The sequence below is a fragment of the Bradyrhizobium sp. B097 genome (assembly GCF_038957035.1).
GTDB lineage: Bacteria > Pseudomonadota > Alphaproteobacteria > Rhizobiales > Xanthobacteraceae > Bradyrhizobium.
Map to the genome: position 1 here is coordinate 5,458,145 of NZ_CP152412.1, position 24,289 is coordinate 5,482,433.

Here is a 24,289-nt window from a genome sequence, read left to right on the forward strand (position 1 = left end):
TGGGAGTGTCCTTCAGAATGCAGGAAGAAGATCGTCGTCATCGCGCGTGACGGCGTGAGCGCTGCGGATAGCGCTGGAGGCGTTCGCCGCGCGCTGCATCTGGTTGCGATCCGCCGCGGCATCTGCGTCGTCGTCGAGCAGCCGCTCCTCGGTAAACCGCGTCGCCTCGGCTTGAGGATGGACCTCCTCGAACAGCGGCAGTTGCTGCTTGAGCCCACCTTCCTCCGCACCCGCCTGCATGAGGTCGCGGTATGGAAGCGTTGCCAACCGGAGATCGACCGTCCGGATCTGGCGACCCCAATCGCTGGCACGTGCGGCCGGGCGGTCGCGATATGCGCCAGCAGCGAGGTGCGGCGACGGACGCAAGCGCGTCACAAAATTCGCATCGTCATAGTGCCTGAGCTTACGAGCCCGAACCGGCGCCAGCCCCGAGACAAGCACGATGGCCTGATCGGGCGGCAGCTGCATCACTTCGCCGGGCGTGAGCAGCGGCCGAGCAGTTTCCTGGCGGCTGACCATGACGTGACCGAGCCAGGGCGCGAGCCGGTGACCGGCATAGTTCCTCTGTGCCCGTAGTTCGGTTGCGGTGCCGAGCGCATCTGAAATGCGCTTCGCCGTGCGCTCGTCATTGGCGGCAAAGGCGATACGAACATGGCAATTGTCCAGGATCGCATTGTTCTCGCCATAGGCCTTGGCGATTTGATTGAGCGACTGCGCGATCAGATAGGCCCGGATGCCGTAGCCGGCCATGAAGGCGAGCGCGCTCTCGAAGAAATCAAGCCGGCCGAGCGCTGGAAACTCATCCAGCATAAGAAGGAGTTGGCGATGCTTGGCGTCGCCTGCCTTGATGTTCAGGGACTCGGTCAACCGGCGGCCAATCTGATTGAGGATCAGCCGGATCAGCGGCTTGGTGCGGCTGATGTCCGACGGCGGCACGACCAGATAGAGCGTGACCGGCTTCTCCGCGGTGACGAGATCGGCGATACGCCAGTCGCAGCTCTCGGTATTCCGGCTCACGACCGGATCGCGATAGAGGCCAAGGAAACTCACGGCGGTGGACAGCACGCCGGAACGCTCATTTTCAGATTTGTTGAGGAGCTCGCGCGCGGTCGCGGCGACGACGGGATGGACCTTCGGCTCGGCCTCCGTTCCGAGATGGTTGGTGGCCAGCATGATCCGCAGCGTCTTTTCAAAGGACTGCGCTGGATCGGCCAGGATCTCAGTGACGCGCGTCAGCGTCTTTTGTTGCTCTGCATAAAGGACGTGGAGGATGACGCCGACGAGCAGCGAGTGGCTGGTCTTTTCCCAGTGGCTTCGGCGCTCCAGTGCCCCTTCCGGATCGACCAGGATATCGGCAATGTTCTGGACATCGCGGACTTCGGCCGCACCTTTGCGCACCTCGAGCAGTGGATTGTAGCGCGCGCTTCTTGGATCGGTCGGATTGAACAGCAGGCAATGCGAGAAGGTTGAGCGCCAGCCAGACGTCAGCTCCCAGTTTTCGCCCTTGATGTCATGCACGACCGCCGATGAAGTCCAGGACAGCAACGTCGGAAGCACCAGCCCCACGCCCTTGCCGGACCGTGTCGGTGCAAAGCACATGACGTGCTCGGGTCCGTCGTGACGCAGATAGTGATCTTCAAATCGTCCGAGGAACACACCCCTGCCGGCGAACAGGCCGGCAGCGCGGATTTCCTTCCGATTTGCCCAACGCGCGGAGCCGTAGGTCGTGACCAACTGGTTTTGCCGCGCCCGCCACACCGAATTGACGACTGCAAACAGCGCGCCCGCAATGCCGCCAGCCGCAGCGATAGCCCCGCCCTCCTCAAATATCTCGGGCGCGTAGGCCTCATAGGCGAACCACCATTCGAACAATCGCCAGGGCAGATAGACCGGATAGCCGCCAATGGCGAACCACGTTGCGCCAAGCCGCGCCTGAAATCCGAGCGCTGCCGCCGTCCATTGCGTCGCTCCCCATGTCGACGCGACGACGATACCGAGGACGACCGTGATCTGGCCGACATAGATTCTTGTTGGAAACATTTGCCGCCCCACTCGACGCTCGCAACGAGCGCGGCGAGATGAAAAGCGGGATGGCGCCTCGCGTTCAACCTGAATAAAAATCGCCGCCGGCAACGAGATCCGGGTCGATCAAACCCATCGAAGCAAGATCGTTGCTGCGGCAGTCTCAGCGTGGTTGAGGAAACTCCTCAATTGAAGGTGAACCGCTTGACCAAATTGGATCACTGGTCTGACCTCGCCCGGATTGCTCATCGCACACGCGCACGCCGCAGCGAGTGAGCGAATCGAACGAAGGCCGCTTGTGCTTTCAACGTCGATGGTCGCATCGACCGTCAGCCTGAAAAGGGTGCGCGTCGACGAAACCAATATCGCTGCGCGACGGACTGCCCAAGTCGCCATCCGATCTCGCGCCACGAGCCCGTGCGGAGATTGGTCGGCTCCATTCTCCGCATGATTTGCGGAGAATGCCGCCGGGAATCCACAACCGGTTCAGTTTAGACTACCAAAATACCATTGTTATATTTTGTCAAAGTTGACAAAGTTGCATATTATCCCGATATTCAAGGCGGAGTTCAGCTCATGTCCAAAGCACAGTCAAAGCCCTCGGGTACCGAGGATCTGTCCGTCCACGAGGACGGCGTGATGATGGTACTTAAGCAGAAGCCCGCCGCTCTGAAGAGCCTCGCGCTTCCCGCTGACGCGCAGGTTGCGATTGTTTCCAAGAGCGCGACTGCACTGCAGAAGGTGCATGAGCGAAACAAGCAACTGACGGGTCAGGCGTTCCGGTATTTCTCCGAGGCTGCAAGGAGAACCGCGGTCGTCAACAAGGACGCCTTCGCGCCCGATGCCCGCGCGCTCGCCGTTCTCGAGGGCGTCCGCATCGCGCAGGAGGATCTTCGGCGATCCGGCGGCGCGTATGATCTGGACCAGGTCAGAACGCTCCTGCGGGGAATCTCCCGGCAGGCTGTCGACAAGCGCGTGCAGGAAGGCAGCCTCCTTGCCGTTCCCGGTCCCAGCAACCACCGGAGCTTTCCGACCCTTCAGTTCAACATCGACGGCACTGTCGTCGAGGGTCTCAAGCTCGTCCAGGAGGCGCTGCCAACCAACAACCCCTGGACCGTCCTGAATTTCCTGGCCCAGTCTGACGACCGGCTGGGTGGCCGCAAGCCGATCGATCTTCTGAGGGAAGGCAAGGTTGAACTTGTGGTCGAGGCCGCCCGGCGCATGGCTCAGCAAGGCGCGTGACGGCTCCACTGCCGCCGGACGATCTGGATCGCCGCCGTCCCCGCCAGGTCCGGCTGCGGGCGGGCACGGTCGTTCATCGGTTCTACACCGCCGCGTACGATCCGATCTTTTTCGACGCCTCGCGTCTCGGCCGGCTGAACGCTCCCGACGGGAGCTATGGCGTTCTCTATGCGGCCCGGGAGCCTTTTGGCGCTTTCGCAGAAACGTTCCTCCGCGTGCCGGGACGGACCCTGCTCGATACCAGCATGCTCAGCCGCAAGGCCTACGCTCGCCTCGAGATTGCAGCAGATCTTTCGCTGATCAGACTGGCCGGCCCCTCGCTCGCTATTCTCGGCGCGACCGCCGAGGTGGTGCATGGTGGGCTGCCTTACGACGTACCGCAGGCCTGGTCGAAGGCGCTTTTCGGCCATCCGCTCAATCCCGACGGCATCGCCTATTACGCCCGCCACGACGACGAAGGCCTTTGCTATGCGCTGTTTGATCGCGCACGCAGCTCGGTCAAAGAAATCGATCGACAGACCAACCTCGATCAGGACTGGTTCTGGCGCCTTGCGCAACGATACAGGGTCGGACTTGCACCCGGCTAACCACTCCGCACTAGCGTCCGATGCCCCGCTTCAGTCCGATCGACCACGAAATGCCGTCTCCGCCAACGCTGCCGCTGACGACTTGCCCGCGCGCGCGTTCCAGAACCGGCCGCCAGGGCACCAGGACAAATTCGCGCGACTGCTCGATCAGCGCGTATCGTCCGCTATTGAGCGTTAGCATCCGCTTGTAGACGCCGCCGAGGCTGTCGCCAGACCTGACGTTGCGGTATTCGAGCCCGGTGCGAGCGGAAATGTCCGCCGCGGTCCTCGCCAGCTCGCGCTCCTCAAGGGTATGCAGCATGTTCCGCGCATAGCGCACCCGCCCTCCTTCCTCCCGCGCGAGCCCTTGTTCGATCAGCCATTGCCGTCTCGCGCGCAGGGCCGTCTCCACCTCCGCGCCGAAGCCGGTCGGCGCGAGCCCCTCGGATTCCTTTGCAAGAAGCTTTCGATCGAGCCAGGTCGCACCGACCGCCTGCGGCAGCTCTTCGAGCCTTCGCCACGACAGCACCGCAACGCATATCGGATTGCGCGAGCGCTGCTGTTCCTCGTACCGAAGCGCCCGATCGAGATAATCCTCGCCGACCTTCCAGTCGCCATCGGCAAGACGGCTCACCGTCCCTTGACGGCGCATCGCCTCCAGTCGCCGGACATGGGTTCCGATATATTCGGCCGATGCCTGAGGATCCAACTCGCGGTGCAGGCGCTCGCTGTAAAGACCGGCATTGGCCGCGGCCACTTCAGCGATTGTTCGATCCACCGGGCGGCGCTCCGCCGAACGCGGCCTAAGCTCCAGAATCGTGCTCCGCGCGGGCAGCTCTTCGTTGGCGCCGAGAGCACCGACCTCGGCATAGTGCGTCCGCCCGTCGACCCCATCGATCACCACATAGCGGCGTTCCGTTAGCTCGTCCGCAAACCCTTCGCCAATGACCCGCCCGATCAGGCGCTGGCCTTCGCTCCGTGGATCGAAGATCGCATAGCTTCCTGCCGCCCGCGAAATTCCCGCCGCACTTAGCTCGCGATGCATGGTCTTGATGATATCGCCACGCTCGCCCATCCGCCTGAGCTTCGGCTCGAGCTCAGGGTCAAGGCGCCAGCGACCGGGATCGTCTTCTGCCGCCAATCCCATCCGCTCGAGCATCCGCAGCCGGCCCATCCGCATCGTGTGCCAGACCGGATCACGCGCGGCCTTTGCAGCAGGCTCAAGGACACCATCCAGGGCGTCACGCAGGATAGCCCGGTCAAGCCGCGTGAAGCGCTCGGCGGTAACCTTCTGCTGAAGTTTGCGCGCAGCCTCGATCTCGGTTTCGGGACCAAGCTCGCGGGTAACCAGATCAGACGCCCGCGCCCGAAGGCCGTGGGCGATATAGTCCCGCGCGATCACGAGATCATGCCCCGCTTCATCTTTGCCGCGGAGCACAACATGGCTATGCGGATGGCCCGTATTGAAATGATCCGCTGCGACCCACTCGAGCCTGGTGTCGAGGTCGCTCTCCATCTGCCGCATCAGGTCACGGATGAAAGGCTTCAGATCGGCGAGCTCCGCGCTGTCCTCCGGTGCCACGATGAAGCGAAACTGGTGGCGGTCGGCGGCGCTGCGTTCAGTGAACGCCTTGCCGTCGGCACGGTCGTTCGCTGCATCATATAGTCGGCCCGGTTCACCTGTTCGCGTCACGCCGTCGCGTTGCACATAGCGCAGATGCGCCCGCACGGCGCCGGTGTCGCCGGCCTTGATGCGCACGATCCGCGCCTTGACCACGACCCGGCGCTGCCCTTTGCTCCGGCCGCCCCCGGCAAACACCGCACCTTGGGCGTATCCGCGGCCGATCCGGCCGCCCGAGAAATTCGACTCGCGGTGAGCCCTGTGACCGGTGCGTTCTGCAACCTGCCGAACGCGCCGAAGATATCCGGCCGGCTTCCTGGCCTTGCGGTTGCCGATCCTGCCGAGCTTCGGTTCGAGTTCGTCGTCATCGACACCATACATGGCGCGGGCTCCCACTCAAGAAGACCGCGGATATGTGAAGCCAAAGAGCCTTCGCCAAGTCGCAGACGTGAATGACGCGCACCGGCATTGGCTTGAAGCCCAAATGGCGTGATCGCGTTGCGCCGTATCACCAACTCCTGGATGTGCAGGCAAGGACTTGGAGCTCGTCGAGCGCCAGTGCTTTAATCTTGCCTTACGCCCCACCCTGCTCAGTCCTCGGCCCTGTTGGCTCCCGCTTTGCTCAAATCGCCACGGGGCCTGAGGGGCAAGTGGCGCCAGGAGTTGGATTTCGGTCATCGCGCGAGCAGCAATTCGGGCGCGGCGAGCAGTCCCGCTCGTGCTGCGGCCGCTAGCTAGACTGGCGAAACAGCACGTGCGGAGATCGAAAACGGGAGTCCAACGCGACCCGAAATCCGGAGAGATCAGCGCAGAACGCCGCGCGGAAAATCCGGCCGGCCGATCGTATCTCAGCCGGCGGCGAAGCGCCTTCTGTACGCAAAACGCTCGTCTACTCCTTCCCGACGCGGCGCAAGAAACGCAAAAAGGGCCCCGCCTCCGAGGAGGCGGGGCCGAAGATTCCGGCCGGTCAGTCGCCGCTGCGGCGCGACCAGATCAGGCTGAAATCCTCCTCGCCCTCGACCTTGACCAGCGAGGCGTAGATCGGGGCCGGGAAGCTCGGATCGTCGAGCTTGACCGAGAGATATTCGCGATCGCTGTCGCGGGCGGTCTTCTTCCAGGCGGCGCCGAACTCGGTGGAGCCTGCGAAGATGCGGTAGTCGGGGGCCTTGTCGTTGTCCTTCTCGGATGCGACGAGCTTGGCCTTGATGTTGAGCGTCAGCGTCTTGATCGAGCCGGTGTAGCCGTTGTCCGAAGCGGTGAAAGTGCCGATGGTCGCCATGATAATCTCCGTCTGTTTGCTCGGGCCGCGCCCATCGCGGCCTCGATGGCGATCCCTTGCCCGGGGGAACGATCGGCCCGCAGCCACAAGGCCCGCAGCGCCAGCGGAGGACGGCGAAAGTCTGCTTTTTTGGCTTTCGCGAGGAATGCCGCCGCTTCGCGGCAGGGGAAAAAAGCAGGCACGAGCTGTTGCGGGAAGGCGATCGAGGCCCTTGCCGACCTCCGGGCTTGATCAGCCCAATCGAGACTGCGTTGGACGCGAGCCCATGACGGAACCGACCAAAATTATCGTGGCGTCCGGCACCGGCACACAAGGACACGGAATCGATCCGACAAAATTCCGGCATCTGCGCATCAATCGTAAGCAGGGCGGAGTCTAGCGAGACTGGCGCCCCAATCGCATATTGCACAACGAACCAATGGCATCGCCAAACGATCCGCCATAGCGCGCTCTTCGAAGCGTGACGTCATGACACGATCGAAGCGTCCGGCCTGATCGCCCCGCTTCGCAGAAAGATGCTGGGCAGATGGATCGGCCCCTGACCCGAAGAACAGATTTAAGGCAAGGCGATTTTGCATCGATCGAGCGGGCCGCGCGCCACCGCGCGCGGCCGGGTCTGAACAAGCGTCTGCGAGAGTGCTTGCGATTGGACAATGCAAAACAGCGCGGACGACCTGGGAGACCGCCGGAAACGGCGCACGCCCTCGTCTAGACGAGCGCCTATCGTCACCCGCCATTCAGATGTCCGGGTTCCACGTCCAGAGCGGACGCGCTACGCCGAGGATGTCGCACCGCAAGACCGGCCCGAAATACCTGGAATCGAACGAGAGAGGATGCGGCTGCAGCAGAAAATATTCCCCGTCGACGAGCCGCATGCAGCCCTCCCAGGACGGCAATGGCCGGCCCGCGTGGTCCTTCTCCTGCACTTCGGCAATGACCTTTCCGCCAATCGTAATCGCGTCGGTCGGGTCCTTTGAGCGGCAAACCTCGTCGCCTCGGACCGCCACCACCTGCTTGAGCAGCGGTACCGCCGGCGGCGCGATCTCGTGCGCGACAATCAGGAGTTCGACCGAAGGCGGCGGCCTCAGCACCGCGAGCTCCCCCCGCACCGGCAGGCGCTGCTCGAGATAGTAGAAGCCGAGCGACGCGCTGCCGGACGCGTTGTAGATCAGGCACGGCGCCCGGTCGGCAAAGGCAATGAACAGCGTGACGATGCCGCCGCACATCGTTGCGAGGGTCGTGTTTCTCTTGAGGCGACGGCGTGGATCAATCCGCATCTGAGGTCGACCTCCGCTTGCTGGCCTGCGAGAATTCCACGAGGTCCTCGATGTGATAGCGCACATAGCGGCCGTGCTTTCGGTAAGCGGGCCCGCGCCCTTGCACGCGCATTTTCTCCAGCGTGTTCTTGGTGAGCCTGAGCCAGGCGGCAGCTTCCACCGTATTCAGGAACGGCTTGTCAGGCTGCTTGTCTTCGATTTTCGTCATGTTGTCCGGCACTCCTTCTCGCGAGAGCCCGCGCAAGGCACGGGATGCGAGGAGAAGCGTCGTCAGATCGCGCGGGAATCCGAGTGGCGAAGATCAACTCGGGCGGTTTGCCACCCCGCGCGGGCAGGTCTCGTCCAGCGAGAGGCGGTGCCGCCCGTTCAGCCGAGAAGATCGCGGTATCCGCCCTTCATCAGCTCGGTACCCTTGGCTACCAGCCGGCGTGTCCGGTCCTTCAGAAACTGGCTCGGTCCCTGCCATTCGTCGGCGACCAGCTTCGCGCCAAAAATCGTGGTCGCGATCTGCCGATAGGTCTTGCCGCTGAGGCTTTCATCGAGCGCGAGCAGCGCCTGGCGAAGCCGCTCGTCGCCGCCAAAGAATGATGTTTCGGGCGGCGGCGTCTCGCTCGCCATGAAGCGCTGCAGGCGCTTCATGAGTTCGATCTGGGCCGCAAGCTCCGACAGGCTTTCGAGTTCGAATACCGGTCGGAACCTGCCGGTGAGAACCGGAAGGCCATGGAGCTCGACCGCGACATGAACACCTCTGCCCTTCATCAGCACGAGCGGCACGCCGTCAGCGTCGATCACCGCATGGCGCTCCACCTTGAAGTCGGCGAGCACGTTCGTTGGTTCCTCGCCGCCCTGGCGCGGCGGCAATGCCCTCAGCCGCACCACGCGTTTCAACGCACGCGCATGCCACAACACCGGCGCCTGGCGCGCGGCGAGCGCAGGATCCGCGAAGGCCAGCAGACCCCATTTCTCGGCGTGCGGGAACCGGCGCGGCAGCCGCAACAACCGCGTGCCATCGGTCAGCGTGAGGCAAGGAAGATGCTTCGGAACGCAGCATCGCCAGTCTGCGGCATAGTCGGCGTTACGCCTCAGGAACTCCCACGCCCAGTCGGCCGCGTCGAAGCGGGCCTGACCGAAAGCCGCTTCGCCGCCGCCACACCGAGCTCGCCTGTGATGCGACATGTTCAAGAGGGTCCACCACGCCTTGAGGTTGCGCTTATGATCGTTCCCACCGATTGCGGCAAGAGGGCGGCCCCCTCGCCTCGACCAGCCAAACGCAAGGCACGCTTGAGCAGCCATTGAGCGGCCGACGAATCCGCAAGCTGTCGTCGGCGACCGATCACGGCATCGGCGCGTCCGCAGAGCCAGAGCGAAGCGCACCGCATCGCTGATCAGTCCGCGACGCTCAAGGCAACGCGTTAACCCGACGTGGTATCAATCTTGCTAGTTTCATATTAGCTTGATGGTGCGCGCACCGGTTCACGGCGTGTGCACATTCGTCGAGCCAACCCAACCAAGAGGACGACATGGCCAAGAAAGCGAAGAAGACGGCGAAGGCGACCAAGAAGGTCGCCAAGAAGACCAAAAAGATGAAGAAGTAAGCGCGATTTTCCGCGCTCACGCCGCCGCGGCATCGCCAGTTGCGCCGATCATGGCGTGGTGAGACCGGACGCCTCGCAAGATGCTCTTCCGAGGCCGCGGCGACGATCAGGCCGGCCCCATGTGCAGACGGCTCGAGCAGCCACTGGATTGATGCACATGGGTCCGGTTTCTTATGATCCGGTCATCCGGACTCTTCCCGCGGCAGCGACCTCGCGCAGCCGCCGCGCCTATCTGCCCCTGACGGCTGCGCGCTATCGCTCCCCGCTCGCCCCTTCGACGGAGCAGGCGTTCGGCCGGCCTCCAGCGCCGATGCATTGACGGTAGCGCCAGGGCACGACGAATCGTCCGCTCCACATGCCGCTTTGCTTGCCGCGCGCCTCGGCTTCGGCCGACGCGTAGTCACCCTTGCTGTAGCGCGGCCAGTCGATCGCAAGGCCGCCGCGCACCAGCCAGTCGGCAAGATCGACCTTGCCGACGCTGCAGACTGCCACCGACCGCCCGTACCGGTCGCGGTCGACCTCCACACAGGCCACGGCCTGCCTCCCGATCAACGCGCCCAATGCGTTTGCGGCCACTTGCCCGCAGCGATAATGGCCGCCCCGTCGATCACGGCAGAGCTGGTCGTGCTCCGGCGCGTCGATCCCGTAGAGACGCACGCGGGTGCCATGGATTTCGATGGTATCGCCATCGATCACGCTCGCTTGCCCGGCGACGTCGCCGGCGCGCGCCCGATCGACCGGTGTCGCGACGATGACGAGCAATGCGAAGGCGCGCCTTGCAAGCTGCCTTGGCCTCAAGACCCGGTTCAACCTCGCTCCGGCATGGTCTGCCCTGACGCGATCTTCTCGGATGGCCGGTTTCCACATATCCCGGCCGCGGCCTACGGCCCACCAACCGTCAGCGAGGAAACAACCCGCACCAGCATCACGAGCGTCGCAGTCAGCGTCGCGCCCCCGACCACAAACTGCGCAACGCACCGCTTCACCATGGCGCCGCCGTCAACAAAGATGCTGAATGCATTTGGCATGGGCCGGCTCCGTCCAGTTCCTTCCGTGGATCGAGCCGGATTCATAGTCTGAGTCGCTGCGCTGGCGCCGCAAGCTTATTTCTTGGGGCGTTAGGGTTTGATTCACGACTCGGGGACTTCCGCCAAACGACTGCGGTGGGGGCCTACCGAAGTCGAATCGGCAGGCTCAGTCGCCAATAAGCAAATGCTTAGCGCCCTCCCAGCAGCTGGGAGCGTGCAGGCTCTTCGCGGGACATGATCGGGCACGCTCAGCTCTTCGCCGCGGCCGCGACGGGATCTCGGTCGAGAGGTTGGGAACGGATGCGACCGTTTTGATCGCGTCGCGCGTCAATCACGCCATCTGTGAGCGGACGCGCTCAGGATCACTCGCTTTCCGGACTGTCCAGAAGCTGCCGCACCTTCCCTATTGCGCTCGGACAACCAAGGCAGACCGCCCATTCAAACATGGTTTGGCGAATCGTCGTCGTCAGAATTCCGTGCAGCGCCAGGCGACCAAGAACAAGCGGGTGCTCGCGCTCCCTGCGGATGAGGGAAATATCCGCAAGCACTCGCACGTCGTAACCGAGCCTTGTGCCCTCGAGCGCGGCGATGAGCACGTCCTCTTCCAGCCACGCTCCCGCAACAAAGAGCACGTTCGTAGCTGTGGATGTCAGGCTCGCAATGAAGCTGTCATTGCGCCAGAGTTCCAGAGGATCAGCCCCGGGTACCGTGGCAAGACCCGGAAACTGGCTGACCCACGACGGTTCGTGCTCACCGACGACGTCGGCCGTGACCCCAAAAACCTCGAACACCGCCGGCAGGAGCGCCATGCTCTCCCGCCGGGTCTCAGCGCATTCGATCGACGCTGTCCCGGACTTGCTACGCCCGGAATTGATCAGGACCAGACGACTTTGCCGTGGATCTGCCAGCATCGCTTTGATTTGAGAAATGGACCGGATCGCCGATAGATGACGGAAAGCCGTAGTCAGGCGGCCGCGAGAGGCAGCGGCTCTTCCCGAAGCACGGGGCCTTCGACGGCCGCATGTCGATACATCGCGGCTAGCGCAGCATCGGAATTCCGCAGGAAACCCGCTAGCGCCATGGTTTGGCCGATTCGCTGCGCGGGTGCGATCCGTTCCAGCGGCCACCCCGCGCGCCTGAGAATGCGCTCCATGCGCACGTCGGTGACGGTTGCGATCGCATCCGCTCGGGCCGCTCGCATGCCCTCGATCATGGCCGCAAACAGCAAGAACGTCGTGCGATTGAGCCCGCCCACCGTCGGCTCCGGAGCGCGGGTGGTATCGACGCAAAACCGCGAGCTTTCGAGAATCTGCTCGTTCCGCGGTGCCGGCTGGCCTCCGAGCAGACACGGAAACGTATCCGACAACATGGTGGGCCCCGTGGTCGGCAGCAGCCGAACGGATGCCACGACGTCCCGGCTCTCGGTCGCAATCAGCAGATAGGTCGGGTTAAGGGCGTCATAGACGTCGATCTCGAACTCGCCCGATACGGACACTGTCCAATCGAGACGATCCTTGAACACGCGCCGGCGCAGGCGAAACATTGCGGCAAGCAGATCGAGATGATGCCCGAACTGATGATGGCGGAGAACAACGACTTGCATGATGACCTCCTGGTTGAGAACAGGGGTCACAAAGCCATAGGCGGACGGACCGCGCGCCTGTCGAATCTTGCAGGTCTAACACCGATACAGGCGAAGCTAGATCTACCCCTATCAAGAATAGGCCAATTTCGGCAATCGAAGATGCCCTTCCTCAAGTGACGAGGAGGCTTGCTTCATTGTGGGTCGCGATCCCAACGCTCGCGGTGAAGTCAGGGTAATAATCCCCGGCGCAGCGCTTCACCCACGCATTGAGCGATCGTTGCGGCGTCCAGCTTGCGCCGGGCGTTCTCCAGATGGAACACCACCGTACGGGGTGAAATCTGAACGAGGACGGCGATATCCGCGACGGTCTTGCCCCGTGCGACCCAGGCAAGACATTGACGCTCGCGCTGGGTAAGAGTGGCGCTCCCCCGCGCGGGCATCCGCAGGCGTGCGGCTGCGTGGGCATGAAAGTAGAGCCCAACAAGGTGAACGACAGTCTCAGAACCCGCGACAAGCCGGCTCGTTGAGGCGGCGGCTTCGTCGGTCGCCATGGTGAACGCCGCCATCTGTCCGTAACCGCCTCTAATCGGGACAGTGACGCCAGACCTGATCCCAAACGTCATCGCCTCATCGAAGAAGCTGCGCTGTTGCTTTGTTCCGGCAGGCTTGGGTGCACCATCACCCCAGTGGAAGATTTCATTTTCAGAACGCGCCCGGCGCACGACGGGATCGAGTCTCTGATAACCAAGCTCGAAGTATCGTCCGGTCCACGCCTTCGGATAGGAGGAGACAAGCATCGGCGCATGGTTGGTGATCTGCAGATAGGCGAACCATCGGAAGCCCAGCCGCAAGGTCACGCGTCGCGCGACCTTTTCGAACCCCTGCTCGTCGTCTACCGTCCAGATGGCATCGACGAACTCCTGAAATAACCGATCCACCTCTGTCATCATTGAGCCACCGGCCAGGTCAGGTCACCAGCTGAGACACGAGACACGCCACCGTTAGGCGGCAAGCGGCCTTCGTTACCGGGCAACGCCGGCCGCCAAGAGATCGCGCTCACTCGACTCCACGCCAGGACTGCCTCAATAGTTCCCGCCCCCGCTTGGCCACACAGTGCCGACATTCTCCATCGATTGGACCCCGAGATCTCGCGATCCAATCGATGGCCTCTAGAGATGCGCTGCTACATGTTTACGAGCAGGGAAGCGAGAACGTTTAGAGAGGGCCCCTCGGTCTTGAAGTACGCGAGACTTGGATGGTCCGTGTAACCCACCCCGACCGTCCCCCAGAGCCCGGGCATCAGATGCGCGGTGTATGTCGCCGTGACCGAATTGGAGGTTCGAGCAGCAAAGGCTCCGGTAAGGCTTGAGAACTGATTGGTGGCGTCCGCCAGATAGTGGCTTACGACGTTTCGAGCCATGACAACCGAGAGCATGTCCGTTGGGCGGTTATCAAATGGTCCGATCCAATACGCTCGGCCCTCATAGTATTGAGAGATGCCCGTCGTCTCGGGCGGCGCGTACATGACCGACATACCCGCATAGATGCCGCGGTGCGCCGTCAGAGGTGACGACGGATCCTGTTGCCACAGTTGTCCGTCGGCAAGAAACGTTACACCGAAATTGCCCGCGTGTGTTGCGAACGGATTAGCAGGAAGATGCGAAAAGTCACGGAACGTGGAGTTATTGTAGAGGACGTCGAACCGGAGCCAGGCTTGTGGATTTCCCGGACTCGCCGGCCGCTTGTAGCCGAACTCGTCGATCAGGAGTTCGCCGGTTCCTATTGGCCCGTTCCAGTTGAACCCTGAAGGGTTCGTGAGTGTTTCGTCAAACACTACATTACCGGTGACACTGTTGATCGGAAGGCTTCGCTGCACCGCAGCCTGATTGTAGATCGTGTCGGTGATGTGCCACGTTGTTCTGAAGCTTGGGGTCGGCAAAATCGATAGGCCCAGTTGCACCGGGATCGAGCCGCTCGGACCAAACGTATTGGCGAGATTCGACCCAACGAAGGTCCCGATGAACTCCGTCGTGTTGGTGACGTAGCCGAACTTGATCTCCAGCCTCTTGTCGAGGAGCGTCTGATACCAGGCCAGCTGATAGAGCTGGAGAACATTGGGAATGTATCCAACATCGTTGCCGGTGCTGTACTGTCCAGCCACCATCAGTTGCCCGTCCGGCACACCCCAACGGCCCAGATCGTAGGTCAGCCAGGCGATGGTCTCGTTGATGTAGCTTGGGCGTTGACCGAAATAGGTCTGATTGCCGGCACACAACGCGCCGGTTACCTGGGAATAACGTGAGACGCAGGGCGGAAAGTAGCCTGGGACCTGGCGCGGCGTATTCAGCATATTCGATTCAAAGATGGCCAGATTGTAGGTCTGCAGGCCAAAACCTGCCGACGCCAATGCCGAACGCCAGCCGCCTTCGTCACGCAGAAGAGAATCGCGATAAGAGGGAAATGGTATGTTCCAGCCCTTTACCCCGTAGCGCTTATTCAACTCATTCAACCGCTCGCGTTCCGTTGCTGAATCAACTAGCTTCGGATTGGATCCCTTGGCAATCGGCGCATTGTCCTGCCGCGATACGGCATGGTCTGCCCCTCTCATTCTTTGAGCGGTTGCAACCTTCTTTTGCTTTTGGGTGACCGATGCGACGGGCTTTGCATCTGCCTCGATGGGCTGTGCTCGAGCAGCCGCTTCACCGATGACAAGCAATGCCAAGCCAAGGCCGGCCGAGCCAATAAGTCTCCTCCGAAGCTGGCGGAAACCGTTTCCGGAAATCGTCCGGGCTCCTTGAATGCTGAGGACGATGTGGTTTCGATGCATTTTCTCCTCCCTTTTGATGATGTTTTTCTTTCCAACCGTTTCGAAGCAGTCATTGCCCGGACATCACCAGGCTGGCTGCCCTCCCCCCGAAGCAGACAAACGAACAGCCCTCCTCAGCCGTCGGAATCACCGTCGGAGAGCTGATCGTTTTGTCTTGCTGATTGGTCGCGGCGTCCGGTACAGCGCCTGCGGCCTCGCCGGCAATCGCGACGCACCGCAGCTCTACTCGTGCTTTGGAGCCCGCCCGGATCGCGAGATCGAGCGGACGTGCCTACATTAAATCGACGTGCCGCAGGTCCGGGGCCCCATCATGGAGTTCGCCGTTCCCTCGCTGATCAATCCGTCGATTTCGACTCCCCCCACCTGCCTCATTATCCCCGCTCAGGGCGCCGCGAACGATCGGACTGACCGTCTGACATTCGCACGCGGTTGCGCAGCATTCCGATGCCCTCGACCTCGAGTTCGACGACGTCTCCGTCCTTGAGCGAGCGGCCGTGGTCGACTGCGCTGCCTCCGAGAACCGTGCCTGAAGCAAAAATGTCGCCAGGGTAAATCGTGCGCGAGCGGCTCATCTCCACGATCGCCTGTTCAAACGTGAAGCGCATATTCCGCGAGGACCGATTGGTCCATTCCTCGCCGTTGACGCGCGCGATCATCCGCACGTCGGATAAGTTACGAAATTCATCGGGAGTGGCGATGCACGGCCCAAGCGTCTTGGCCCCGTCGAAATCCTTCCCGCCGGCAGGTCCGATCCCCATCTCCATGTGGACCAGTTGCTCATCTCGGGCGCTCCAATCGTTAAAGATCGTGTAGCCGAAGATGTGGTCCGCAGCCGCTTCGAGCGGAATGTCCTTGCCGCGATTTCCGATAACCACAGCCCATTCCAGTTCGAAATCAGCGATCTTTGAATAGGCTGGCCAATGAATGTCCTCATCATGGCCTGACACGGACAGGGGGTCGACCGTGTAGTAGGTCAGGCGTTTGAGCAGCAGATCAAACCGTAGCCGTTTGGCTACGGCGAGTTGCGCCGCGGCCTGCTCTGAACCAGCGGCAGCCTCTGCCTCAAGCTGGTGCTTGCGCTCATAGAACCGTTCGACATGCTCGGTAAAGAGGTTGCAGTCGCGCATGCGAACCGGTCTCGGCAACGGAGCTAACAGGTGCGCTTCGGCCGACGGCACAATGGCCGATCGCGGTGGATCGCCGACGATCTCTTCTGCGAGCCGGAGCGCTTCAGGGCCCGCCTCAATCATGTCCTGCATTGACTGAAACCACCGGCCCTGTGGGTCGGTTTTGGTCAACGCCGTCAGATCGACAATACGATCATCAGACAGGAGAGCTCCGACTGATTGAGTGCCCCAGGCACTGAAGGTGACAAGCCTCATGTCGGGCTCCTTCCGTCAACGAGCACTCCGACAAGGACGCAATCGTTAGGGCCATCGTTGCGCCACCCATGCATGCCGCCGTTCTGCACGACGACGTCGCCGGCTTCGAGAAGAACGTCCTGTCCTTCGGTCAGCATCCACACACGGCCCGAGGCCACCATGAAATAGTTGAGGGTATCGGTCTTGTGCATCGAGCTGTGCTTCGCCGTCGCCAGCTGTTCCTGGGACGGCACGTGCACGCTTTGAATGGCGTGATGCATCGCCTCCACGTCCGCGGCTGACTGCCGCTCCGCGTTGGGCCTCATACGGACGATGCGGAAAATGGTGCCCCCGTCCGGCGGCTCGTGCCGCATCGGTACCCCAATCGTGGGATCCAGCGAGGAAGAAAGATCGACTGGCGTCTCGCGCGTGATCCAGAGATCGCGGGCAAACACGTTGAAGCCAAGTTGGGGCAACGTTGAAAGATCGTCGATTGTCAGCACATCTGACCTTCCGTCCCGATCATTTCCGACAATGAGGCGTCGCATGGAATCTCCTCTTATTGGCAAGACGCCTGAAGGGAGATGTCCGCGCAGTTGACCGTAACGACAACGCGTCGGCCGGCTGCACCATTCCGCCTCCCTATCAGCGCCAGCCTGTTCCGCCAAGGCCGTTTTGGTACGATTATTATTATTTTCGTACCAGACAGTTTGTCAAGTGGCTCGCCCAAGTTTTGCGGAGAGGCGTGCGGCGGCGATGGCGGCCGAAAAACGTTGAGTCGGTCCGTCGCTTCTATTTGCCACCTTTGGCTTGATATCGAAGCTAGCGCTTCCTTGGCGTCTCGCCCCGCGGCGCCGCGTTATCGCGCTTGAACAGGCCCTGGAAGAGCAGATCCGGAAGCTCGGCGAAGGCCTCGCTCATGGTGAGTCCCGCTGCAGCAAGGACCTCCGGTTGATTGATGAGTCTCGCCGCCGCGAAATAAACCTCGGCGGCCAGATGAGCGTGCAGCGGCTGGAAATGCCCCTTACGGATGCCGTCTTCAATGAGATCGCGCAGCACCGCGACCCGCTCGCGTTGATGCTCTTCAAGCATCCGCCGCGCGGGCTCAAAGGCTCGCAGTTCTTCATTAAACTGCTGCGTCGCTCGGGAGCTCTCGCTGACCCCAGGCTGCAGATAAGCAAGGATACGAGCCTGTGGATCTTCATTCTCGAGAGCAGCGCGCATGCCGCGTCGGCGGATCCGATCAAGCAGCCGCCGCAAGACCACCAAAAACAGCTCGGGCTTGTTGGGAGCGATTTCGTACAGGGAGCGCTTTGAACAGCGCAGTCGCGCGCACAGATCGGCAACAGTCGGCGTCTGAAATCCCTCGGTAAAGAAAATCTCTTCGAGATCATCGAGTATCTTCTCGTGGCGCCCGTGCAGTCGGCCCTCGCCCCGGCGCGTACTTGGGCTCATCTCAATCTCCTCAGCTGGGTTACTCCATATAGCGCGACATTCTGCGTCCAACCCAGAGGCAAGTTGACAAGCCCGATGCGGTACAAATATATATAATTTCGTACCACATCGTAAACCTATTGTATGAGGCGAATACACTCATGCGGATCATCGACCACTTCGATCAGGGCGTTGCCTACTATCCGGGCGCCATTGCTTTCCACGATCTCGCCAGCGGCGAAACGTTGACCTATCGAGAGGCTGATCGTCGCGTGCAGCTGATCGCCGCCGCAATTCGGGGGAATGGATTTGGCAAGGGCGCCAAAATTGGCATTTTGGCGCCCAATAGCAGCATTGCATTCGTGGCTCTGATCGGACTGATGCGCGCCGAGGCGGTTTGGCTTCCGATCAATCCTCGCAATCCGCCAACCCTTAACGCCGACCTGCTGCGACGTTTTGATGGCGAGCTGCTGTTGTTCAGTCAGGTCCACGAGAAGGACGCGCAACTCATTGTTTCGGAAGTCCCCGAATTGCGCGCCACTGTCTGCCTCGACGCCGAAAGTCTACTTGGTCCCTCGCTCGAGGCCTGGACGAGTGAGAACCAGGCGAGCGCCCACACCGGCGAATACGCGCCGGATGACATGTTTGCGATCTTCCCAACAGGCGGAACAACTGGTCTGCCGAAGGGGGTGATGATTACTCACGGCAATATCGCGGCGATGTTTAGCAATTTCATGAGCCACTTCGGTTACTACGACGATGCGCGGCATCTTGTGGTGGCTCCGATGACGCATTCGGCCGGTATTCTCGGCTGTCTTCATTTTAGTCGGGGTGGATGCAACGTCATCATGGCAAAAGCTGATCCCGGCGCCATTCTCGAGGCGATTCAGGAGCACCGCATCACCCATCTCTTCCTGCCGCCGACGGTTCTCTACATGGTGCTGGCTCATCCCGAGTTTGGCCAGCACGACTATAGATCGCTCCGGCATCTGCTGGTGGCGGCGGCGCCCTCCTCGCTGGAGAAGCTGAAGGAGGCCCTAAGAGTCTTCGGACCGGTGTTGTCCGAAACCTTCGGTCAGGCCGAATGTCCAGCCGCGATCTGCCTCAAAGCGCCATGGGACTATCTCAACGCCAAAGGTGAAATCGACTTCAATCGCCTGCATAGCGTCGGACGCCCCGGCGTGTGGAATAAGGTCTCCATTCTCAACGACGACGGAGCAGAACTGCCCCGCGGTAGACCCGGAGAAATCTGCGTGCGCGGGCCTCTCGTTACGCCCGGTTACTACAAGGACGTGGAGTCGACTGCCTCCATCCGCCGGTTTGGCTGGCATCACACCGGCGATATCGGGGTGATGGACGAGCATGGCTACATCACGATTGTCGACCGCAAGAAGGACATGATCATTTCGGGTGGCTTCAACATCTTCCCCAATGAAATCGAGCAGATTCTGGCTAGCCACCCGGCCGTCCAGGAATGCTCGGTCATCGGGATCCCCGACGACAAATGGGGCGAGGCCGTCAAGGCTGTGGTTCAGCTTAAGCCTGCGGCCAAGGCGACGGAGGCGGAGCTGATCGCCTTGGTGAAACAAACCCTCGGCGACGTCAAGGCACCCAAGAGCGTGGATTTTGTCGATGATCTGCCGCGCAGCGCGGCTGGGAAGGTCCTCAAGACTGAGCTGAGGGCAACCTATTGGCACGGGCACGCACGTGCAGTGAATTGAGGTAGAGCAGCATGACTGATGTCCTGATCGCGGGGGTTGGCATGATCCCATTCGCCAAGCCCGGTCAAAATCAAAGTTACGATCTTATGGGTGCCGGAGCCGTGCGCGCCGCACTGGACGATGCCGGTATCGTGTACGCCGATGTTCAACGGGCCTATGCGGGTTACGTGTACGGTGACAGTTGCGCTGGCCAAGCCGCGCTCGGTCACCTGGGCGCAACAGGAATCCCGATCATCAACGTGAACAATAACTGTGCCAGCGGCTCGACCGCATTTGCGCTTGCAGTCGATGCGGTTCGCAATCAGCCGGACGCATGCATCCTTGCCCTGGGGTTCGAGCAAATGGCTCCCGGCGCGTTGGACATCGTATTCGGCGATCGACCCAATCCAATTGGCCCGCACCTCGCCCGTGTCGCGGAAATCATGGAGCTGACCGTCGATGACCGCGCCAAACCACCGGCGATCCAGCTCTTTGGTTGTCAGATCGAGTTGCTGCAGCAACGTTGCGGCGTCGGCGATCGAGCCCTGGCCAAGATTGCGGTTAAGGCTCGCCGTCACGCCGCAGCCAACCCCTACGCGTTGTTTCGAACACCGTTGCAGGAAGATGAAGTTTTGGCGAGCCCTTTGCTCTTTCGAGGCCTCCGCAAGCTGTTCGCTTGCCCGCCGAGCTGTGGAGCGGCAGCAGCACTCCTGTGTGGGCCCAGGTTCGCAGCGCGGCACGGGCTGCGAGCGAGTGTGCGCGTTATCGGATCTGGATGGATAAGCGATCGCCGCGAACATTTTGCAGGTGATCCTCTGGATATTATGTTCCGTGCACTCGGTCGAGACGCTGCAGATGGGGCCTATGAGAATGCCGGGGTTGGGCCAGAGGACATTGACATCGTCGAGCTGCACGACTGTTTCACCAGCAACGAGGCACTAATGTATTCAGCGCTTGGCTTTTGCTCCGAAGGCGAGATCGAACGATTCATCCTCGAAGGCCGGGGCAGCTATGGTGGAGATATTGTCGTAAATCCATCCGGCGGCCTTCTGTCCAAGGGCCATCCGCTCGGGGCTACAGGACTGGCCCAGATCGCGGAACTCACATGGCAGCTTCGCGGCATCGCTGGTCGACGCCAGGTTGAAGGAGCTCGCACCGGGCTGCAACAAAACGCTGGCTTGGGCAGCGCGGGTTTCGTGCATATTCTGCAGAATTCTTCGCAGGTGTGATCGCACAGCTGACTCATCATCAGCGACCAAGGTGCAACTTCCATCCGCCGAACGTCTCCGTGGTGAAATACTCTGCGAGACAACGCCGTCTCATGGCGTCTGGGTGGCGGATCTTCTCAAGCACCAAACATGAGCCGTAGTTAACGGATAACTCGGGCCTAACAGTGCGGCACTGTTTTGGGCCGCGAGCCGGGCCGAAGGCCCGGCGAGCGTCGGGCACGGAGACACGTCATCGTCGCCGATCCGGCTTACCGGATCGGCGACGATGTACCAGGCCGACAAGGCCACGCAACCTGCAACTGGTTGCGCAGCTCATGTCATCAGGTGGCGCGTTCCATCAGGCGCTTTGCCTTGCCCTCCAGTTCAAGCCGAGCATCCTGATGCGCCTTGCCGCGGGCAATGGCGGTGATGCCCTGCACAAAATCAAAGATGCTTTCCGGCTTGCGATTTTCTTCGTCGAGGACGGTCTCGATGATTTGCGAGATTTCGGATCTGGAAAACCCGCCTCTGCGCAGAAAGCTCGCCCGGTCCTCGTCAGTGCGAGCAACAATCCGCTTCCGGGCCGCCCTGATCCCTGCAACGAAGGGCGCGGGCGACGAATTGGCAAAGTTCGTCAGCGCGGGGGCCGCTTCACGCGCAAAGCGTTGCGCGGCGAATTTCGAATGCCGGATCGTGATTTCCTCGAAATTCTCCACGCCCCAAAGATTGCGGTTCATGCAGACGGCGCGGAGGTAGAAGCTTGCAATGCCGAGCGTCTTGCTGCCGACTTCGCTGTTCCAGCAATAAAATCCCCGGAAGTACAAATCCGGCGATCCGTCCGCTAAACGCCCCGCCTCGATCGGGTTGGTGTCGTCGACCAGGAACAGGAACACATCGCGGTCACTGGCATAGAGCGTCGTCGTGTCCTTGGTCACGTCCGCAAAGGGATTATGGGTCATGGTCGCCCAGTCCAGCACGCCCGGCACCTTCCACCGCGTATCGCCTTTGCCGTTACCCGCGATCGTCATCACCGCGGCGACAAGTTCGTGGTCCCAGATCCGGCCATAGCCCGGCCCGGTCACAGCACGAAGCTCGACGCATCCATTGTTGCTTTCCAAAGTTTTCACGAGCTCGGCGCGGTGTGAGAGCAGGCCGTGTTGCAGGTTGATCGCTGACAGCGCAGCAGGAAGTTGCCGCAGATAGGATGTCGGCGCACCAACGAGCGTGCACAGCTGACCAAAGCTCCAATGCGTCGGCGTCACCGCCCCGTCGCATCCTGGCACGGTCAGGGCCAGCCGCTCCGAATTATCCCGACTCGCCTCCACCCGGATGGCCTGGGTCTCCACCGTCCGTGCCTGCGCTCGTTCGGCGCGGCCCCGCACCACCTCATAGAGGTCCGGCAAATCTAGAAACCGTTCGTCGTCTGGACGCGCAAACCACTCGGACGACACGCGGCCAACTCGCTGGCCGCGCGATACGTCCACGCGGAATCCGCCTGACGTAGGCTGTTCGCTCTGGGAAAGGTTCATCATGTTCACCGTTATTCTCCTGAGGGACTGAGGTTGAAGCGCAGCGCTGCGCTGCAACCCTGCCCGTCGGCGAGACACGGGGTAGCAAGTGCCAGGGCAACCCGAGCGGAGGGGGATCGCCCGCCCGATAGGGCCGCTCAGACAGCGGGTCTGCACAAGCTTGCCTTGATTCCGAATGTTGCGGATCGAAAGCGCGGAAGACCGGGGAGACCGCTCGGGGCGGCGCCGGCGTCAGCCGGTGCTTTACCCTGGGGCGCGCGAGGGGCAGCGCCCCTTAGTCCGCTTCCGCAACAATTCAAATTGCGAGCCGACGCAAGTGATGCCACTCCGGCAGAAGCTCACTGACAAAGGGCAGCCGACGAAGCGGCAGTGATAGCGACGCGGGCATGCAATGAGCGCGGGCACCGAGGCGACTGCAGTCGCAAGACCGGTTAACAAGGGACCCGAACGCGGGACAGCGATAGCGACACCGGCATGCAATGACGGCGGGGCCCGCGGGCGAGTGCCTCCGGCGAGCGACACATGATGGCGCGCGAAGGATCGAAGCCTGATGGCCGAGACGCCACGCGGCTCGGTTCACGAGAGCCCGCTGCGGCACGAGCCGCAGGCGCACAAACAAAATCCCGAGAAGATCGCGAGATCAGGGAATTCGGACTTCCTCCCGAGCCCTGGTTTCCGCGTCATAGATTCTAACCTGAAGCCTTGGAAAACGCTTCTTGAGCTCTTCCCCACCGGCCCTGGCGCCGGCCTCGGTTGCAAATTCGACTTTCAGTCGGCCATCCACTTCAAGCGCATAACCCGAAGCTGGCAATTTAGGAGTGGCTGCAACCATGTCGTCCCCGTCGTGCATTGAAGGCAATCACCAGCGAGTCCGTAGCGTGAGTCGCCCAAACCAAGCCAGCGCCACTTCCGCCGACAACCGTATTGCCGGCCTGTATCAAGGATGCGAGTTCGCGTCATCCGAGCAAGAGGCCGGTCTTTCATTGGCGCGGGCGGGGCGCGATCGAGCCGCGGCTCCAGCAGCGTCCGGATTTTCCTGGACCAAGGTCAAGGACGGCCTGAAACGGCGGCTTGACTCCATAAGAACAAAATAAGAACATGAGCCATCGACGGTCAACCCGGAAACAAGGCCATGTCCTCGGTCTCCCAGCCGAACGAACAGGACGATGGACTTGAGGCCGCCGTCGATCAGGCGATCGCTGTTTGCGGCGGCAATTTGCGCGCGACCATTCGCGCCCAGATCGTTGCGAACAATTTCCTGGGATCGGAGGTTGAAGAACTGAGAAAGGCCGTTTCGCACGCCTTCACGCGGGGGCGGTTTCGGACCCATACGGGATAGACGACGCCGTATGTGCAATCTCTATTCGATCACGACCAACCAGGCGGCGATCGCCGGCCTGTTCAGGAGCATGAACCGCTATGTCGGCAATCTGGCGCCAATGCCTGGTGTGTTTCCTGATTATCCCGCCCCCGTGATCCGCAGTGCCGGCGACGCCGAAGAAATGGTGTTGATGCGCTGGGGCATGCCGCCTCCACCCAGGACCGGCGGGCCGCCGGTCACCAACATCCGCAACACCTCCTCGCCGCACTGGCGCGGTTGGCTGAAACCGGAGCACCGCTGCCTCGTGCCAGCGAACAGCTTTGCCGAATACGCTCCCGAGCCAAATGCGGAGACCAAGAAAAAAGACGTTGTCTGGTTTGCGCTCGAGAAAAGTCGGCCGCTGTTCTGTTTCGCCGGGATCTGGACCGAATTCAGAGGCGACCGCGGTACCAAGTCGAAGCCGATTCCCGGCCCTCACCTTGTCTACGGCCTCCTGACGACGTCACCCAATGCGATCGTCGAGCCGATTCATCCGAAGGCAATGCCCGTCATCCTGACCAACGCGGAGGAACGTGACGTCTGGCTGCGAGCCTCCTGGGATGAGGCGAAGGCGCTGCAGCGCGCCCTGCCCGATGACCTACTGCAGATCGTGATGCGCGGCCCCGATAAGGAGGACGTGCCGAGCACCACCTGA

At 61.7% G+C, this 24,289-nt stretch carries 22 protein-coding genes; 6 read left to right on the plus strand and 16 right to left on the minus strand.

Annotation, left to right across the window (positions count from 1 at the left end; genetic code table 11):
- Positions 1-12: 12 nt before the first annotated feature.
- Complete coding sequence (locus AAFG07_RS25830; protein ID WP_342722647.1) at positions 13-2,040, minus strand: conjugal transfer protein TraG; 2,028 nt, start codon at positions 2,038-2,040, stop codon at positions 13-15.
- A gap of 558 nt (positions 2,041-2,598) precedes the next feature.
- Here AAFG07_RS25830 and AAFG07_RS25835 point away from each other — a divergent pair.
- Together AAFG07_RS25835 and AAFG07_RS25840 are read left to right on the plus strand one after the other, a co-directional pair.
- Positions 2,599-3,264, plus strand: a complete 666-nt coding sequence (locus tag AAFG07_RS25835) for a hypothetical protein (RefSeq protein ID WP_342722648.1) — start codon at positions 2,599-2,601, stop codon at positions 3,262-3,264.
- A complete protein-coding gene (locus AAFG07_RS25840; protein ID WP_342722649.1) occupies positions 3,261-3,851 on the plus strand; it encodes an RES family NAD+ phosphorylase in 591 nt (196 codons plus the stop codon). The genes AAFG07_RS25835 and AAFG07_RS25840 overlap by 4 nt, the downstream gene beginning before the upstream one ends.
- A gap of 10 nt (positions 3,852-3,861) precedes the next feature.
- Here AAFG07_RS25840 and rlxS read toward each other — a convergent pair whose 3' ends face one another.
- The 14 genes from rlxS to AAFG07_RS25910 form a co-directional block, all read right to left on the minus strand.
- Positions 3,862-5,847: a relaxase/mobilization nuclease RlxS gene (gene rlxS, locus AAFG07_RS25845; protein ID WP_342722650.1), complete on the minus strand. Its 1,986-nt coding sequence runs from the start codon at positions 5,845-5,847 to the stop codon at positions 3,862-3,864.
- Positions 5,848-6,418: 571 nt separating this feature from the next.
- A complete protein-coding gene (locus AAFG07_RS25850) occupies positions 6,419-6,730 on the minus strand; it encodes a DUF736 domain-containing protein (RefSeq protein ID WP_342722651.1) in 312 nt (103 codons plus the stop codon).
- A 737-nt stretch (positions 6,731-7,467) separates the two neighbouring features.
- Positions 7,468-7,956: a S26 family signal peptidase gene (locus AAFG07_RS25855; RefSeq protein WP_342722652.1), complete on the minus strand. Its 489-nt coding sequence runs from the start codon at positions 7,954-7,956 to the stop codon at positions 7,468-7,470.
- Positions 7,957-7,996: 40 nt separating this feature from the next.
- Complete coding sequence (locus AAFG07_RS25860) at positions 7,997-8,215, minus strand: helix-turn-helix domain-containing protein (protein ID WP_342722653.1); 219 nt, start codon at positions 8,213-8,215, stop codon at positions 7,997-7,999.
- Between the two features lie 158 nt (positions 8,216-8,373).
- The gene (locus AAFG07_RS25865; RefSeq protein WP_342722654.1) at positions 8,374-9,381 is read right to left on the minus strand and encodes a DUF2285 domain-containing protein; all 1,008 of its coding nucleotides are present in this window, start codon (positions 9,379-9,381) and stop codon (positions 8,374-8,376) included.
- 473 nt (positions 9,382-9,854) lie between these two features.
- A complete protein-coding gene (locus tag AAFG07_RS25870; protein ID WP_342722655.1) occupies positions 9,855-10,364 on the minus strand; it encodes a thermonuclease family protein in 510 nt (169 codons plus the stop codon).
- 119 nt (positions 10,365-10,483) lie between these two features.
- A complete protein-coding gene (locus tag AAFG07_RS25875; RefSeq protein ID WP_342722656.1) occupies positions 10,484-10,630 on the minus strand; it encodes a hypothetical protein in 147 nt (48 codons plus the stop codon).
- 362 nt (positions 10,631-10,992) lie between these two features.
- On the minus strand, positions 10,993-11,439 hold the full coding sequence (locus AAFG07_RS25880) for a hypothetical protein (RefSeq protein WP_342722657.1): 447 nt from the start codon (positions 11,437-11,439) through the stop codon (positions 10,993-10,995).
- A gap of 155 nt (positions 11,440-11,594) precedes the next feature.
- Complete coding sequence (locus AAFG07_RS25885) at positions 11,595-12,233, minus strand: acyl-homoserine-lactone synthase (protein ID WP_342722658.1); 639 nt, start codon at positions 12,231-12,233, stop codon at positions 11,595-11,597.
- 209 nt (positions 12,234-12,442) lie between these two features.
- A complete protein-coding gene (locus AAFG07_RS25890) occupies positions 12,443-13,165 on the minus strand; it encodes an autoinducer binding domain-containing protein (protein WP_342722659.1) in 723 nt (240 codons plus the stop codon).
- A gap of 233 nt (positions 13,166-13,398) precedes the next feature.
- Positions 13,399-15,042 carry a carbohydrate porin gene (locus AAFG07_RS25895; protein ID WP_342722660.1) on the minus strand — a complete coding sequence of 548 codons (1,644 nt, stop codon included), beginning with the start codon at positions 15,040-15,042 and terminating at the stop codon, positions 13,399-13,401.
- A 371-nt stretch (positions 15,043-15,413) separates the two neighbouring features.
- Complete coding sequence (locus AAFG07_RS25900; protein ID WP_342722661.1) at positions 15,414-16,424, minus strand: fumarylacetoacetate hydrolase family protein; 1,011 nt, start codon at positions 16,422-16,424, stop codon at positions 15,414-15,416.
- Positions 16,421-16,951, minus strand: coding sequence for a cupin domain-containing protein (locus AAFG07_RS25905; protein WP_342722662.1), 531 nt, complete (start codon positions 16,949-16,951; stop codon positions 16,421-16,423). The genes AAFG07_RS25900 and AAFG07_RS25905 overlap by 4 nt, the downstream gene beginning before the upstream one ends.
- A 274-nt stretch (positions 16,952-17,225) precedes the next feature.
- On the minus strand, positions 17,226-17,858 hold the full coding sequence (locus tag AAFG07_RS25910) for a hypothetical protein (RefSeq protein WP_342722663.1): 633 nt from the start codon (positions 17,856-17,858) through the stop codon (positions 17,226-17,228).
- A gap of 140 nt (positions 17,859-17,998) precedes the next feature.
- Between AAFG07_RS25910 and AAFG07_RS25915 the strand changes: the two genes are divergently transcribed.
- Both AAFG07_RS25915 and AAFG07_RS25920 read left to right on the plus strand, forming a co-directional pair.
- On the plus strand, positions 17,999-19,558 hold the full coding sequence (locus AAFG07_RS25915; RefSeq protein WP_342722664.1) for an AMP-binding protein: 1,560 nt from the start codon (positions 17,999-18,001) through the stop codon (positions 19,556-19,558).
- Positions 19,559-19,569: 11 nt separating this feature from the next.
- Positions 19,570-20,766 carry a lipid-transfer protein gene (locus tag AAFG07_RS25920; protein ID WP_342722665.1) on the plus strand — a complete coding sequence of 399 codons (1,197 nt, stop codon included), beginning with the start codon at positions 19,570-19,572 and terminating at the stop codon, positions 20,764-20,766.
- 320 nt (positions 20,767-21,086) lie between these two features.
- Here AAFG07_RS25920 and AAFG07_RS25925 read toward each other — a convergent pair whose 3' ends face one another.
- Positions 21,087-22,277, minus strand: coding sequence for a DUF932 domain-containing protein (locus tag AAFG07_RS25925; RefSeq protein ID WP_342729243.1), 1,191 nt, complete (start codon positions 22,275-22,277; stop codon positions 21,087-21,089).
- Positions 22,278-23,406: 1,129 nt separating this feature from the next.
- Here AAFG07_RS25925 and AAFG07_RS25930 point away from each other — a divergent pair.
- Together AAFG07_RS25930 and AAFG07_RS25935 are read left to right on the plus strand one after the other, a co-directional pair.
- Positions 23,407-23,613 carry a hypothetical protein gene (locus AAFG07_RS25930; protein ID WP_342722666.1) on the plus strand — a complete coding sequence of 69 codons (207 nt, stop codon included), beginning with the start codon at positions 23,407-23,409 and terminating at the stop codon, positions 23,611-23,613.
- A gap of 10 nt (positions 23,614-23,623) precedes the next feature.
- Positions 23,624-24,289 (plus strand): SOS response-associated peptidase, encoded by a 666-nt coding sequence (locus AAFG07_RS25935; protein ID WP_342722667.1) that lies wholly within the window; start codon positions 23,624-23,626, stop codon positions 24,287-24,289.

What these genes read in the sequence shown, in the direction of transcription:
- AAFG07_RS25830 (WP_342722647.1), bottom strand. Translation starts at nt 2,040, where the DNA reads ATGTTTCCAACAAGAATCTATGTCGGCCAGATCACGGTCGTCCTCGGT.
- AAFG07_RS25835 (WP_342722648.1), top strand. Translation starts at nt 2,599, where the DNA reads ATGTCCAAAGCACAGTCAAAGCCCTCGGGTACCGAGGATCTGTCCGTC.
- AAFG07_RS25850 (WP_342722651.1), bottom strand. Translation starts at nt 6,730, where the DNA reads ATGGCGACCATCGGCACTTTCACCGCTTCGGACAACGGCTACACCGGC.
- AAFG07_RS25855 (WP_342722652.1), bottom strand. Translation starts at nt 7,956, where the DNA reads ATGTGCGGCGGCATCGTCACGCTGTTCATTGCCTTTGCCGACCGGGCG.
- AAFG07_RS25860 (WP_342722653.1), bottom strand. Translation starts at nt 8,215, where the DNA reads ATGACGAAAATCGAAGACAAGCAGCCTGACAAGCCGTTCCTGAATACG.
- AAFG07_RS25875 (WP_342722656.1), bottom strand. Translation starts at nt 10,630, where the DNA reads ATGCCAAATGCATTCAGCATCTTTGTTGACGGCGGCGCCATGGTGAAG.
- AAFG07_RS25880 (WP_342722657.1), bottom strand. Translation starts at nt 11,439, where the DNA reads ATGGCGCTCCTGCCGGCGGTGTTCGAGGTTTTTGGGGTCACGGCCGAC.
- AAFG07_RS25885 (WP_342722658.1), bottom strand. Translation starts at nt 12,233, where the DNA reads ATGCAAGTCGTTGTTCTCCGCCATCATCAGTTCGGGCATCATCTCGAT.
- AAFG07_RS25890 (WP_342722659.1), bottom strand. Translation starts at nt 13,165, where the DNA reads ATGATGACAGAGGTGGATCGGTTATTTCAGGAGTTCGTCGATGCCATC.
- AAFG07_RS25895 (WP_342722660.1), bottom strand. Translation starts at nt 15,042, where the DNA reads ATGCATCGAAACCACATCGTCCTCAGCATTCAAGGAGCCCGGACGATT.
- AAFG07_RS25900 (WP_342722661.1), bottom strand. Translation starts at nt 16,424, where the DNA reads ATGAGGCTTGTCACCTTCAGTGCCTGGGGCACTCAATCAGTCGGAGCT.
- AAFG07_RS25905 (WP_342722662.1), bottom strand. Translation starts at nt 16,951, where the DNA reads ATGCGACGCCTCATTGTCGGAAATGATCGGGACGGAAGGTCAGATGTG.
- AAFG07_RS25910 (WP_342722663.1), bottom strand. Translation starts at nt 17,858, where the DNA reads ATGAGCCCAAGTACGCGCCGGGGCGAGGGCCGACTGCACGGGCGCCAC.
- AAFG07_RS25915 (WP_342722664.1), top strand. Translation starts at nt 17,999, where the DNA reads ATGCGGATCATCGACCACTTCGATCAGGGCGTTGCCTACTATCCGGGC.
- AAFG07_RS25920 (WP_342722665.1), top strand. Translation starts at nt 19,570, where the DNA reads ATGACTGATGTCCTGATCGCGGGGGTTGGCATGATCCCATTCGCCAAG.
- AAFG07_RS25925 (WP_342729243.1), bottom strand. Translation starts at nt 22,277, where the DNA reads ATGATGAACCTTTCCCAGAGCGAACAGCCTACGTCAGGCGGATTCCGC.
- AAFG07_RS25930 (WP_342722666.1), top strand. Translation starts at nt 23,407, where the DNA reads ATGTCCTCGGTCTCCCAGCCGAACGAACAGGACGATGGACTTGAGGCC.
- AAFG07_RS25935 (WP_342722667.1), top strand. Translation starts at nt 23,624, where the DNA reads ATGTGCAATCTCTATTCGATCACGACCAACCAGGCGGCGATCGCCGGC.